This is a genomic window from Pyxidicoccus sp. M15, assembly GCF_056858435.1.
The window spans coordinates 9,960,941-9,973,286 of sequence record NZ_CM166495.1 but is presented as its reverse complement, the minus strand read 5'-3'; the positions used below and the strand labels follow the sequence as shown (position 1 = coordinate 9,973,286).

Below are 12,346 nucleotides of genomic sequence, written 5' to 3'. Positions count from 1 at the left end.
GAATCGCGGCCGCGCGATGCCGACCCTCTCACCAGGACTGATTGAAGCCCTCTTCACGCTCTTCCTCCTGGTGCTCGGGCTGTGCATCGGCAGCTTCCTCAACGTCGTCATCGCGCGAGTCCCGGAAGGGCTGAGCATCGTCCGGCCGGGCTCGCGCTGCCCGAAGTGCGGCCATGTCCTCGCCTGGTACGAGAACATCCCGCTCGTGTCCTGGCTGGCGCTGAGGGCCCGCTGCCGGGGGTGCGCCACCCCCATCTCCGTGCGCTACCCGATGGTGGAGGCGCTCACGGGGCTGCTCTACTTCGCGTGCCTCCGCCGCTTCGGCTGGACCTACGAGCTGGTCCCCGCGCTGGTGCTCGTCACGCTGCTGGTGCCGCTCACCTTCATCGACCTGGACCACTGGATTCTCCCGCTGTCCATGACGGTGTCGGGCACCCTGGCGGGCGTGGCGCTCGCGGTGCCCCGGGGGATGGGGCCCTTCTGGGACGCGGTGATTGGCGCGGCGGCGGGCTTTTTGGCCTTCCGGCTGATGGAGTACGTGGGCTGGAAGGTCTTCAAGAAGGAGGCGCTCGGAGCGGGGGACAAGTACCTCGTCGCCATGCTGGGCGCGTTCCTGTCCTGGCGCGCGCTGCTCGGCATCCTCCTCTTCGCCTCCATGCAGGGCGCGGTGGTGGGCATCCTGATGCTGGCCCTGACGGGCCGGGCCGGGCCGCGCACGGAGGAGCCGCCGGCCCCGGAGAAGCCGTCCGGAGACGAGCCTTCCGGAGACGAGCCGTCCGGTGACGAGCCCCCGCTCACGATGACCTGGGACTTCACCCGGCCCGGCCTTCCCCTGTGGAAGCGGCTGGTGCTGGTGCCGTTCTGCCTGCTGTTCCAGCCCATCCCCGACGCGCCGCTGGACGAGGAGGGACAGGAGGAGGACTGGGTGCCGGACCGCACCAGCATTCCCTTCGGCCCGTGGCTGGCGCTGGCGGGGCTGGAGCTGCTGCTGCTGGGGCCCTGGCTGGCGCGGGTGCTGCCCCCGGACATCGCGATGATGCTGGGCGGCGGATGAAGTGGCGCATCGCCAGCGTGGCGTTCCTGCTGGGCTCGCTGTCCACGGGGCTCACCTGGCTGTCCTTGCAGCCCATCCTCATCCGGTTGATGGAGGCGGTGCGCCGGCTGGCGCCGCAGGGGGGCGCGGACACGGAGGTGCTGGGGCGGGTGAAGGCCCTGCTGCCGCTGGCGCTCGGGCTGGACCTGGTGGTGCTCACGGTGCTGGCGTACGTGGTGCTGGACCTGACGGTGGGCCGCCCGCTGCGCAGCACGGAGACGGTGGTGGAGCAGTTCGGCCGGCTGGAGCTGGACCCGCACCTGGTGCCCACGCAGGGCGGCCCGCTGCTGTCGCGCATCCAGCGCGCGCTGCAGCGCATGGCGGAGGCGCTGCGCGCGGAGCAGTCCCTCACACGCTCGCAGATGGAGTCCCTGCGCGAGGCCAACGCCCGCCTGGCGCGCGCGCAGACGGAGCTGGTGTCCTCGGAGCGGCTGGCCACGGTGGGCCGGCTGGCCGCGGGCGTGGCGCACGAGGTGGGCAACCCGCTGTCGGGCATCCTGGGCTACGTGGCGCTGGCGCGGATGAAGGCCACCACGCCGGAGCTGAAGGACTTCCTGGAGCGCATCGACCACGAGGTGCAGCGCATCGACCGCATCATCCGCGGGCTGCTGGACCTGGGCCGTCCCGGGGCGGCCTCGCTGGGGCCGGTGGAGCTGGGCCCAGTGGTGGAGACGTGCGTGCGGCTGGTGCGCGCCGCGCCGGAGCTGACCGGCGTGCACGTGGAGCTGGTGCTGGAGCCGGGGCTGCTCGCCCGGGCGGACCCGGGGCCGCTGTCGCAAATCGTCATCAACCTGCTGCTCAACGCCGCGCAGGCCATGGGAGGGCAGGGGAGCGTGCGCGTGCGCACGCACCGCGAGGGAGGCGAGGCGCGGCTGGTGGTGGAGGACACGGGGCCGGGCATCCCCGCGGACGTCATGCCCCGCCTGTTCGAGCCCTTCTTCACCACCAAGGGCCGGGAGGGCACCGGGCTGGGATTGGCGGTGTCGCTGCGGCTCGCGCAGGTGATGGGCGGGCGGCTCGTGGCGGAGAATGCCCCGGCGGGCGGCGCCCGCTTCACCGTGTCCCTGCCCGCCCCGTGAGGGGAAAAGGGCCTCCCTACCGGCCAGGAGCTATCGGCCCCCGGCGTGCTGGGGGATGATGGGCGGGAGACGGCCATGTCCTTGTTCCGCACCATCCTCGTCGCCGACGACGAGCCCTCCATCCGCCACATCCTCACGCTGGTGCTCACCGACCGCGGCTACGACGTGCGCGCGGTGGCGGACGGCGACGAGGCCCTGCGCGAGCTGGCCGCGCGCGACTACGACGTGCTGCTGTGCGACGTGCGGATGCCGAAGAAGGACGGGCTCACCGTGTTGCGCGAGGCGCTCGCCCTGCATCCCGGCCTCACCGCGGTGGTGATGAGCGCCTACGGCTCGCAGGAGCAGGCGCTGGAGGCCGTCTCCGCCGGCGCGTTCGACTACGTCCAGAAGCCCTTCAAGCCGGAGGAAATCGTCTTCGTCCTCCGCAAGGCGGAGGAGCGCGAGCGGCTGGTGCGGGAGAACCGCCGGCTGAAGGAGGCCAGCCTGCCTTCCGCGCCGGACGGCCACATCCTCGGCGGCAGCGCCGCGCTGCACGCGGTGCTCCGGCAGGTGGCGCGCCTGGCCCCGGTGGACACCACGGTGCTCATCAGCGGGGAGAGCGGCACCGGCAAGGAGCTCATCGCCCGCGAGCTGCACTCGCGCAGCCGCCGCGCCGCCATGGCCTTCGTCGCCGTCAACTGCGGCGCGATTGCGTCCGGCCTCATCGAGAGCGAGCTGTTCGGCCACGCCAAGGGCGCCTTCACCGACGCGCGCTCCGCCAAGCGCGGCCTCTTCGCCGAGGCCGACGGCGGCACCCTCTTCCTGGACGAGGTGGGCGAGCTGCCGCTGTCCGCCCAGGTGAAGCTGTTGCGCGTGCTCCAGGAGGGGGAAATCCGCCCGGTGGGGGAGAACCGGGTGGAGAAGGTGGACGTGCGCGTGGTGGCCGCCACGCTGCGAGATCTGGGCAAGCTGGTGGAGAAGGGCGAGTTTCGCGAGGACCTCTACTACCGCCTCAACGTCGTGAATCTCCGGATGCCGCCCTTGCGCGAGCGCCGCGAGGACGTGCCGCTCCTGGCGCGCGCGTTCATCTCCCGCTTCAACCGCGAGCTGAACCGCGAGCCGCCCGTCGAGGGCCTCTCCCCGGAGGCCGAGGCCCTCCTGGCCGCGTACGCCTGGCCCGGCAACGTGCGCGAGCTGGAGAACGCCATGGAGCGCGCCGTGTTGCTGGCGGACACACCCCTCATCCTCCCGGCCAATCTGCCCGACAAGCTGTGGGCCGCGCCCCCACCCGGACCCACGGGCACGGCGCCGGGGCCCGCCGGTACGTCGGGGGGCGCCGCGCTACAGGAGGGTACGGACCTGTCGCTCAAGCGCGCCATCCGGGAGATGGAGGAGTCCTACATCCGGGCGGCCCTGCGCCGGACGAAGGGCAACCGCACCCGCGCCTCGGAGCTGCTGGACATCAGCCACCGCGCGTTGCTGTACAAGATCAAGGAGTACGGCATCGACCCGGATGCCGAGGCGGAGCGGGGCTGACGGGCCGCAGGACGCGGCCGTGCTCCGGACACCGCCTGCCTGCCTGCATTTGACGGAACGCGTCCGGGGCCGGAAAATCGGGCCTTCGCGACGGTGTTGAGGGGCCCGACGCAGGACTGGTGCGCGGCTTCCGTCCGTCCGGAGGGCAGGCGGGCTCCAGGCACTTTCTAGGAGGGGTTGACGGCCAGTGTTACGCTGCCCGCCTCTCGACGGAGTCAAGCATGGCGAAGGGCAAACTGGCACTCGGCCTGGACATCGGATCGACGTCCATCAAGATGATTCTCCTCAAGGAGCAGCGCAAGCGTGGCGAGGTCGGCTTCGCGTTGCAGAGCTTCGGGATGAAGCCGCTGCCTCCCGAGGCCATCGTCGACGGGGCCCTGATGAACTCCACGGCCATCGTCCAGGCCGTGCAGGAGCTGATGTCCGAGCTGAAGGTGAAGGGCAAGGACGTCGCCATCGGCGTGTCCGGCCACTCGGTCATCATCAAGAAGATTCAGATGCCCCGCATGTCCCAGGACGAGCTCGAGGAGAGCATCCAGTGGGAGGCGGAGCAGTACATCCCGTTCGATGTGAAGGACGTGAACATCGACACGCAGATCCTCGACGGCGGCGGCAATGACGCCACCGGGCAGATGGACGTGCTGCTGGTGGCCGCCAAGAAGGACATGATCAACGACTACACCACCGTGGTCTCCGAGGCGGGACTGGCGCCGGTGGTGGTGGACGTGGACGCCTTCGCCGTCCAGAACATGTTCTCCGTCAACTACGACCTCCCGGAGAAGGAGACCGTGGTGCTCATCAACGCGGGCGCCTCGGTGGTGAACATCAACATCATCGCCAACGGCGTGACGGTGTTCACCCGCGACGTCACCATCGGTGGCAACCAGTTCACCGAAGAAATCCAGAAGCAGCTCAACGTCTCCTACGAGGAGGCGGAAGCGCTGAAGATTGGCGGCAACAGCTCGGACGCGGACGCCGTGGTGCCCCAGGAAGTCGAGCGCGTGCTCTCCAGCGTCGCCGAGCAGGTGGCGGGTGAAATCCAGCGCTCGCTGGACTTCTACGCGGGCACCGCCGCCGACTCGAACTTCAGCAAGGTGTACCTGTCGGGCGGGACGGCGAAGATTCCCGCGCTGTTCAAGACCATCGAAGCGCGCACGGGCGTGCCGGTGGAGATCCTCAATCCCTTCCGCAAGATTGAAGTGGACAACCGCAAGTTCGACCCCGCGTTCATCATGGACGTGGCTCCCATGGCGGCGGTGGCCGTGGGACTGGCGCTGCGCAAGCCGGGCGACAAGCTGGCCTGACCGGTCCACCCCTTAGGAGACGACGCACATGATGATTCGCATCAACCTGCTGCCCGTCAGGGCGGTGAAGAAGCGGGAGATGGGCCGGCAGGTGCTGGTCCTCTTCGCCCTCGTGCTGCTCGGCGCGGGCGTTGGCAATTACTTCTGGTACGCGGACCGGGACGCCGAGCTCACGCGCCACCGCCAGGGCATCGCGCAGACCCGCGCGAAGATCGCCGAGCTGGAGAAGGTCATCGGCGAGGTGAAGAACATCAACGCCCGCAAGGCCGAGGTGGAGAAGAAGCTGGCCGTGCTGGACTCGCTGCGCAAGGGGCGCAACGGGCCGGTGCGCATGCTGGACGCGCTCGCGTCCGCCACCCCGAAGAAGGTCTGGCTGAAGACCTTCGCCGAGACCAACAACGCGGTCGCCATCGACGGCTCCGCGGTGAGCCACGACGAGGTCGCCGAGTTCATGCGCGGCCTCAACGGCGTGGTGTGGACGCCGAAGGGCATGGGCCGCCTCGTCGACCAGCGCCGCGACAGCAAGACGGCGCGCGTGGAGCTGCTCACGGCCGAGGCCACCATCGAGGAGTTCCCGGCGCCCGAGGTCACTCCCTTCTTCAAGAACATCGACCTGACCAGCGCCATCCAGGGCAAGACGGCGCAGGCCGGCGGGTCGCCCCTGGTCGACTTCAAGATCACGCTGCAGGCCAACTACGCCATCTGAAAGGCCCCACGCCATGGACAAGTACCTGGATCAATTCGCCAAGGCGCCCCCTGCCACCAAGTTCGGCGGCCTGGCCACCGCGGTGATTCTGATGACCGTCGCCAACTTCTTCCTGGCCGTCTCGCCCACCGACGACGCCATCAAGATTGAAGTCGCCCAGCGCCGCACGCTGGACCTGGAGCTGGCGGAGAAGAGCGAGATCGCCCAGAACCTCAACGACCGCCGGCGCGAGATGGACGTGCTGGAGCAGAAGCTCGCCGAGGCCCTGACGGAGCTGCCCGAGAAGAAGGACATCGAGGAGCTGCTCGCGCAGATCAACGACATCGGCAAGAAGAGCGGGCTGGAGATCTCCAGCGTGACGCCGGACAGGGAGTTCGTGGGCGGCGGCGAGTTCTTCGCCCGCATCCCCCTGAAGATGACGGTCAGCGGCAACTACCACGAGATCGCCCTCTTCCTGCAGGAGATGGCGAACATGCGCCGCATCGTCAACGTCAACAACATCAAGCTCGATTCGCCCGCGCTCAAGAACGAGAAGGTCGTGCTCCAGAGCAGCTTCCTGGCCACCACGTTCCGCTTCGTCGAGCAGCCCAAGAACGGGATGCAGAAGAACTAGAAACTTGATCCGCCCGGAAAGTAGGGCGACAAGGGGATTGAGGATGAAGACGTTCAAGGCCACCATGACTACCGCGGCGCTGGCGCTCTCGCTGGCCGCATGCGAGGACGCGCAGATGCCGCCCCCGGCACCTGCCAGTCCCGTTGCGGCGGCGGCTGCTCCGGCGAAGGCGGCACCCGTCGCGGTGGCGGAGCCCGCAGCGGCCCCGTACGTGTACACGTACAACCCGGTGGGAAAGCGGGACCCGTTCCGCAGTCCGGTGGATGAGCTCGGGCCCATCACGCCCAGCCCGGTGACCTCGTGCAACGAGCCACTGTGCGCCTTCGACCTGGACCAGCTCAAGCTGGTGGCGGTCGTGACGGGTGACGCCAACCCCATCGCCATGGTCGAGGACCCGGTGGGTCGCGGCCACATCGTGCGGCGCAACACCCGCGTGGGGCGCCAGGGCGGCAAGGTGACGCAGATCCTCCGTGACTCGGTGACGGTGACCGAGGTGTTCTCGGGCAACGGCGAAATCATCAAGAATCCGGTGACGCTGCAGCTCAAGCCCGACGATAAGCAGGACCCCGCCTACAACATGATGACGGGCAAGAACTACGGGGAGTAGCGCCCCCAAAGGCGCTCCCGCGGGCGGTCGCCCGCTTCCAACTTGTTGAGGGGACGCATGCTCGAGAAGAGCGCTGTGACGAGGGGCAAGTGGATGTTGGCGGCCGCGTGGGCCGTCATTCTTGTGGGCGCCAGGGTACAGGGCGCCGAGCTCAATACGCTGCGCGACCTGGACGTGTCGCGCACGGGTTCCGGGGCCCAGGTCGTGGTCACCGGCACCCGTCCGCCGACCTTCACCGTGTTCCGCCTGAGCGGACCGGAGCGGCTGGTGGTGGACCTCTCGTCGGCGGACGCCACGGGTATCAAGGGCCACCACGAGGGCTCCGGCCCCGTGGCGGGCGTGGTGGCGTCGCAGTTCTCGGACGAGCGCGCGAGCGTCGGCCGGGTGCTGCTGGCGCTGGACAAGGCGTCCCAGTACGACGTGCGCGCCGACGGCAACCGCGTGGTCATCTCCGTGGACGGTGTCGCTGCCGCCGCGCCCGCCGAGGCGAAGCGTTCCGAGCCCGAGCCCGTCAAGGCGCCCGTGGCCGTCGCGGCCGCGGCGAAGCATTCCGAGCCCGAGGCCGCCAAGGCGCCCGTGGCCGTGGCCATGGCGGCTCCCGCCGCCGTGAAGCCCCCCGAGCCCGCCGCCCAGGCGCCGGCCGCCGTGGTGGCCGAGGCCCCGCGCGAGGCCGTGAAGCCCGAGGCGCCCGCCGCGAAGCCGGCCCTGCCGGAGAACGTGGTGGCCGCCGAGGCCGATGAGCGCGAGGTCGCCCACCCGGCGCAGCGCATCACCGGCCTGACCTTCGCCGACGACACCCTGCGCATCCGCGCGGATGGCGACATCGCCCGCTACGAGGTGCTGGAGCTGGCGGACCCGCCGCGTCTCGCGGTGGACCTGTACGGCGTGGGCCTCGCGGCCCGTGCGCCGCGCGTGGGCGGCGGCGCCCTGAAGGACGTTCGCGTCGGCGCGCACTCGGACAAGGTGCGCCTGGTGCTGGACGTGCGCGGCGCCATGCCGGCCTACCGCGTGGACCGGGCCTCCCGGGGCCTGGAGGTGGTGCTGGGCGGTGCGGTGGCGCGCAAGGCGGCGCCCGCGCCGGAGCCCACGGAGATGGTGGCCTCGGTGACCGAGGTGGAGCCGCTGCGCTCCACCCCCGAGCCGACGTCGGCGCCCGCCACGACGGCGGCGGCGGTCGAGGTGAAGGACCTCTCCTTCCAGGAGAGCGGCGCGGGTGGCCGCGTGGTGCTGAAGCTGTCCGGCACGGCGGCGTGGAAGGTGGACCGGCCGGACCCGCGCAGCGCGGTGCTGACGCTGGACAACGCGCGCCTGCCGAAGAAGCTCGAGCGCAGCCTGGACACCAGCGCGCTGGAGACGCCGGTGAAGATGGTCAGCGCCTTCAGCGTGCCGGGTGAGGGCCGCAAGGTGCGCGTGGTGGTGGCCGCCGACGGCGCCATCGAAGAGAAGGTGACGCAGAACGGCGGCACCCTGTCCTGGCGCCTGGACGTGCAGGGCGTGAAGACGGAGCAGGTGGCCGTGGCGCCGCGCACCGCGGGCTTCACCGCCGAGGCGCCCGCCTACGCCGCAGAGGGCGCGCCGCAGCAGGCCCGCTACCGCGGCAAGCGCGTCTCCTTCGAGTTCAAGGACATCGACATCCAGAACCTCCTGCGCGTCATCGCGGAGATCTCCAAGCGCAACGTGGTGCTCGCGGACGACGTGTCGGGCCGGGTGACCATCCGGCTGCGCAACGTGCCCTGGGACCAGGCGCTGGACCTCATCCTGCGCACGAAGCAGCTGGGCAAGGAGGAGTTCGGCAACATCATCCGCATCGCCCCGCTGAAGACGCTGGAGGAGGAGGCCCGGCTGCGCCAGGAGCGCAAGAAGTCGCTCCAGCAGCTGGAGGAGCTGCTGGTCAACCTCATCCCCGTCAACTACGCGGTGGCCGGCGACATGGCCTCGCGCGTGAAGGACGTGCTCAGCGAGCGCGGCTCCGTGACGGTGGACCAGCGCACCAACGTGCTCATCGTCAAGGACGTCCGCTCGAACACGGAGAAGGCCCGTGCGCTCGTGCGCAGCCTGGACACGCAGACGCCGCAGGTGCTCATCGAGAGCCGCATCGTGGAGGCCAACACCACCTTCAGCCGCCAGCTGGGCGTGCAGTGGGGTGGCCAGGCGCTCGCGGCCGCGGCGGCCGGCAACTCCACCGGCCTCATCTTCCCCAACTCGGTGGCGGTCACCGGTGGCTCGCCGGGCGTCGGCGGCAACGGCCTGCCGGCGACTCCGAACTTCGCGGTGAACCTGCCGGCCTCGGTGGGTGAGGGCGCCGGTGGCGCGCTGGGCTTCGTGTTCGGCTCCGCGGGCGGAGCGCTGCAGCTCAACCTGCGCCTGTCCGCGGCGGAGAACGAGGGCACCGTGAAGACCATCTCCGCGCCCAAGGTGACGACGCTGGACAACAACACCGCTCGCATCAGCCAGGGCGTGTCCATTCCCTTCAGCCAGACGTCCGCCCAGGGTGTGAACACCACCTTCGTGGAAGCCCGCCTGTCGCTCGAGGTGACGCCGCACATCACCCAGGACGGCAGCATCCTGATGTCCATCAACGCCTCCAACAACCAGCCGGACCCTGGCAGCACGGGCGCCAACGGACAGCCCTCCATCCAGCGCAAGGAGGCAGTCACTCAGGTGCTGGTCAAGGACGGCGACACCACCGTCATCGGCGGCATCTACGTGCGCCGCGGCAGCACCGCCACCTCGAAGGTTCCGTTCCTGTCGAGCATCCCGGTGCTGGGCCTGCTGTTCAAGAACCACACGGAGCGGGATGACCGGCAGGAGCTGCTCATCTTCATCACGCCCCGCATCCTCAACCGGCAGAGCATTGCGCAGAGCCTCTAAGGGCTTGTGCGACCTCCCCAGGAAAGCGTTCGCCCTATGAAGATGAAGCACTCGGTCATCTCGGCCCTGCTGGCGCTTGGCATGAGCGCCTGTGTCGAAAGCACGCCCAGCCTCCAGATTGGGAGCGCCTCCGCCCAGGGGGAGGATTGCACCATCTCCGCGGCCACCGGACCCGGGCTCCTCCGGGGCAGCGTCAACCTGGGCTTCCCGGTGGGGGGCTACCCGCTGGTCCTGTCCGTCACCTCCAACCTGGAGAGCACCCCCATCGAAGTGGCGGGCAATCCGGTGGCCGGTGACGAGGACCTCAACACCATCTACATCACCGACCTCGTGCTGAGCTATTCGTCGCCGACGGATGGCTTGAGCTTCACCGACTCCAGCTCCAGCGTCCCCATCTACGGAACGCTGAGCGACGACGGCAACCTGCTGCTCAACCTGTTCACGGCGGAGACCTTCGGGGACCTGGTGGACTTCGTGGGGGTCGGTGAGTCCGCCGAGGTCCACGTCACCGTGCAGCTCAAGGGCAAGCGCGCCTCGGGCGACGAGGTGGACTCCAACGAAATCCTCTTCCCCGTCACCGTGTACAACGTCCCCGCCGCCAGCCTCCAGGCCTCCATCTGCGGGCCGGGCAAGCAGTTCGCGGCGCCCACCGAGCCCTGCGACCAGCGCGGGCTGAACAACGTCGTGCCCGAGTGCGAAGAAACCCCGGCCGCCCCCTGAGCCATCGCACTTGACCGGCCGCCGCCCGCCTCCTAAGAGCCCAAGACCATGTCCTTCCGCACGCACCTCGAGTCGGTGGTCAACCAGGTGGACGGAGCCCTCGCCTGCAGCGTGATGGGCTTCGACGGCATCTCCGTCGACACCTTCCAGCGGGACGAGGCCGCGGCCGCGGAGCTGGACCTGAGCGGCGCCTGGGTGGAGTACGCCAACCTCCTCACCCAGCTCCGCCATGCCGCGGAAGTCCTGAAGACGGGCGCGGTAAGCGAGGTCAGTGTCAACAGCGAGAAGGTGCTGACCGTGATGCGGCTGGTGTCACCGGAATACTTCCTGGTGCTCGCCCTGCGCGCGGACGGCAACTTCGGCAAGGGTCGCTACGTGCTGCGTGTGACGGCCCCCAAGGTGCGCGCCGAGCTCTAGCCGCCCGCCCTGTCAGGCAGTCGTCCGGACGGCGGAACCGCTCGCTCCTTTCCCCTTCCCATGGAAGGGGGGCATGGGCTACACACCCCCGACTTTTCAAGCTTTCGAAGCCTTGAGTGTGTAAGGAGTGGGTCCCCATGGCCGGGTTCATCGATACGTCCGAGTTCCGTAACGGTCTGAAGATCGAAATCGACGGTGAGCCGTTCGTAATCGAGTATTTCCAGCACGTGAAGCCCGGCAAGGGCTCCGCCTTCGTGCGCACGAAGATTCGCAGCCTCCTGTCCGGGCGCATGCTGGAGCCCACCCTCAAGTCCGGCGACAAGGTGGGCCTCCCGGACATCGAGGAGAAGGACATGCAGTTCCTGTATGTCCAGGGCGACGAGTACTACTTCATGGACAACCGCAACTACGAGCAGACCTTCCTCAGTGAGAAGGTGCTCGGAGAGGCGAAGAACTTCCTGAAGGAGAACATCACCGTCTCGGTGCTCTACTGGAACGGCAAGGCCATCTCCGTGAACCTGCCCAACTCGGTGGACCTGAAGGTCATCAAGTGCGACCCGGGCGTGCGTGGCGACACCGTGTCCGGCGCGCTCAAGCCCGCCACCCTGGAGACGGGCTTCACCGTCAACGTCCCGCTCTTCATCAACGAGGGCGACGTGCTCAAGATCGACACGCGTGAAGGTGGCAAGTACCTGACGCGCGTGGCCACGGGCGGCTAGTCCGCCGCGCACGGCGACTTCGGACGGAGGGGAACGCGAGAATGGCAACGAAGCGCAAGTCGACCCGGGCGGACGCGCCCGCGAGCGCGCCGGCCACCGGTGGCGCGCGCGATTCGGGCAACACGTCCCTGGACGTGGATGCCCTGCGGCAGATCGTCGAAATCCTCGAGGCCTCGGACGTGACGAGGCTGGTGTGGAAGCGCGGCGAGGAGAAGCTCTTCATCCGACGCGGCCACGCGCCGGAGACCACCATCGTCCACCACGCGGCGCCGGCTCCGGCCGCCGTGGGTCCGGGCGTGGAGTACTCCGCGCCCGCCGCGTCCCGGCCCACCGCGCCCGCACCGGCTCCCGCCGTGGCGGCCGCAGCGCCCGCGCCGGCCGTGGAGAAGCCCGGCCACCAGGTGACGAGCCCCTTCGTGGGCACGTTCTACCGGACGCCGGCGCCCGACCAGCCCCCCTTCGTGGACGTGGGCTCGGTGGTGAAGAAGGGCCAGGTGCTCTGCATCATCGAAGCGATGAAGCTGATGAACGAAATCGAGTCCGAGGTGTCCGGCCGCGTGGCGGAAATCCTCGTGGAGAACGGCCGCCCGGTGGAGTTCGGCCAGGCGCTGTTCCGTATCGAGCCGGCCTGAGCGCCTGGCGCGCCGCTCTCGCGTCCTGCGCGAGCGGTGCGCCTCCCAGGCTCGGCCCCTGACGGGGAGA

12 protein-coding genes are annotated in these 12,346 nt (G+C 69.4%); all 12 read left to right on the top strand.

Going from position 1 to position 12,346, the window contains the following annotated elements:
- Positions 1-16: 16 nt before the first annotated feature.
- A complete protein-coding gene (locus ACX9TP_RS37005; RefSeq protein WP_482975365.1) occupies positions 17-1,054 on the top strand; it encodes a prepilin peptidase in 1,038 nt (345 codons plus the stop codon).
- The gene (locus tag ACX9TP_RS37000) at positions 1,051-2,172 is read left to right on the top strand and encodes a sensor histidine kinase (protein ID WP_482975364.1); all 1,122 of its coding nucleotides are present in this window, start codon (positions 1,051-1,053) and stop codon (positions 2,170-2,172) included. Before ACX9TP_RS37005 ends, ACX9TP_RS37000 begins: the two co-directional genes overlap by 4 nt.
- A 75-nt stretch (positions 2,173-2,247) precedes the next feature.
- Complete coding sequence (locus ACX9TP_RS36995) at positions 2,248-3,687, top strand: sigma-54-dependent transcriptional regulator (RefSeq protein WP_482975363.1); 1,440 nt, start codon at positions 2,248-2,250, stop codon at positions 3,685-3,687.
- A 221-nt stretch (positions 3,688-3,908) separates the two neighbouring features.
- On the top strand, positions 3,909-4,991 hold the full coding sequence (gene pilM, locus ACX9TP_RS36990) for a type IV pilus assembly protein PilM (protein WP_482975362.1): 1,083 nt from the start codon (positions 3,909-3,911) through the stop codon (positions 4,989-4,991).
- A 28-nt stretch (positions 4,992-5,019) separates the two neighbouring features.
- Positions 5,020-5,697, top strand: a complete 678-nt coding sequence (locus ACX9TP_RS36985; RefSeq protein WP_482975361.1) for a PilN domain-containing protein — start codon at positions 5,020-5,022, stop codon at positions 5,695-5,697.
- Positions 5,698-5,710: 13 nt separating this feature from the next.
- Complete coding sequence (locus ACX9TP_RS36980) at positions 5,711-6,310, top strand: type IV pilus inner membrane component PilO (RefSeq protein WP_482975360.1); 600 nt, start codon at positions 5,711-5,713, stop codon at positions 6,308-6,310.
- Between the two features lie 43 nt (positions 6,311-6,353).
- Positions 6,354-6,917 (top strand): pilus assembly protein PilP, encoded by a 564-nt coding sequence (locus ACX9TP_RS36975; protein WP_482975359.1) that lies wholly within the window; start codon positions 6,354-6,356, stop codon positions 6,915-6,917.
- Between the two features lie 57 nt (positions 6,918-6,974).
- Complete coding sequence (locus ACX9TP_RS36970) at positions 6,975-9,788, top strand: type IV pilus secretin PilQ (protein WP_482975358.1); 2,814 nt, start codon at positions 6,975-6,977, stop codon at positions 9,786-9,788.
- Positions 9,789-9,824: 36 nt separating this feature from the next.
- Positions 9,825-10,508 (top strand): hypothetical protein, encoded by a 684-nt coding sequence (locus tag ACX9TP_RS36965; protein ID WP_482975357.1) that lies wholly within the window; start codon positions 9,825-9,827, stop codon positions 10,506-10,508.
- Between the two features lie 48 nt (positions 10,509-10,556).
- Positions 10,557-10,925 (top strand): roadblock/LC7 domain-containing protein, encoded by a 369-nt coding sequence (locus ACX9TP_RS36960; RefSeq protein ID WP_482975356.1) that lies wholly within the window; start codon positions 10,557-10,559, stop codon positions 10,923-10,925.
- Between the two features lie 137 nt (positions 10,926-11,062).
- The gene (gene efp, locus ACX9TP_RS36955) at positions 11,063-11,644 is read left to right on the top strand and encodes an elongation factor P (protein ID WP_482975355.1); all 582 of its coding nucleotides are present in this window, start codon (positions 11,063-11,065) and stop codon (positions 11,642-11,644) included.
- A 41-nt stretch (positions 11,645-11,685) separates the two neighbouring features.
- Positions 11,686-12,276, top strand: coding sequence for an acetyl-CoA carboxylase biotin carboxyl carrier protein (accB, locus tag ACX9TP_RS36950; protein WP_482975354.1), 591 nt, complete (start codon positions 11,686-11,688; stop codon positions 12,274-12,276).
- Positions 12,277-12,346 lie beyond the last annotated feature (70 nt).